Origin of the sequence: Komagataeibacter swingsii, from assembly GCF_003207895.1 — a bacterium.
Classification (GTDB): domain Bacteria; phylum Pseudomonadota; class Alphaproteobacteria; order Acetobacterales; family Acetobacteraceae; genus Komagataeibacter; species Komagataeibacter swingsii.
In genome coordinates, this window is the sequence record NZ_NKUB01000091.1 from 1 (window position 1) to 1,046 (window position 1,046).

The 1,046-nt window shown below is 62.2% G+C and carries 1 protein-coding gene; it reads right to left on the minus strand.

The annotated features are described in order from the left end of the window. Window positions 1–15 precede the first annotated feature (15 nt). Window positions 16–1,046: IS66 family transposase (gene tnpC / locus CFR76_RS17440; RefSeq protein ID WP_110557948.1), on the minus strand; the 1,031-nt coding region annotated here is incomplete at its 5' end.

Consider the following 1,046-nt stretch of genomic DNA (forward strand, 5'->3'; position numbering starts at 1 on the left):
GAGACGCGGGCGTATTCAGGCGGCGATGGTATTGTGGACCTGCTGGTGGGCTTTCCAGTGCCAGGGCAGGAGTTCATGGAGGCGTGGATTGGGGATGTCATTGATCCGTGCCAGGACATCAGCGAGCCATGCATGGGGATCGACATCGTTCAGGCGCGCGGTGACGATCAGGGAATACATGGCGGCGGCGCGCTCTCCGCCACGATCGGACCCGGCGAACAACCAGGCTTTCCTGCCCAGGGCGATGCCGCGCAGGGCGCGTTCTGCTGCATTGTTTGAGAGGCAGATCCGGCCGTCAGTGAGGAATCGTGTGAATGTATCGGCACGTCTGAGAAAATAGTTCATGGCGTGGGCAACGGGATTTTTTGTCGACATGCGCCGGCAACACTCCCGCATCCAATCGAACAGATCGTCGACCAGAGGGGCTATGTCTGTTTGACGGACTGCCAGCCGATGTTCTGGGGGCGTACCGTTGATGGTGCGCTCGGCTTGGAATATGGCGTCGATCCTGCCTACTGCCTCTATGGCGAGGGGCGCCTTGTCCCTCTCGGCGATTTTGAACAGCCCTCTGCGTCCGTGGGCCCAGCATCCGGCGGAGACAACCGGCGCGGGTTGGCGTCCCGGTTTCGCCAGAGTATTATAACCCGCATAGGCGTCTGACTGCAGAATGCCGGTCCAGCCGGTGAGATGGTCCGTGGGATGTTCGCCCTTGCGGTCCCGGGAATACCGGAACCAGACGGCTGGCGGTGCTGGCCCACCAAATGGACCATCATCACGCACATAATTCCACAATCGTCCGGTGACTGTCCGGCCTTTCGCCAGAACCGGCACGGTGGTGTCGTCCGCGTGCAGGCGTTGTGCCGCCAGCACATGCGCCCGGATCAGCGTAGTCAGGGGGGCCAGCGTCGCGGTGCAGGCTCCCACCCAGTCGGCCAGCGTTGATGTGTCGAGATCGATCCCTTCGCGGGCAAAGGCATCGCTCTGGCGGTTCAGCGGCAGATGCTGCAGGAACTTGTCGCACAGGATGGTCGACAGCAGCCATGGGC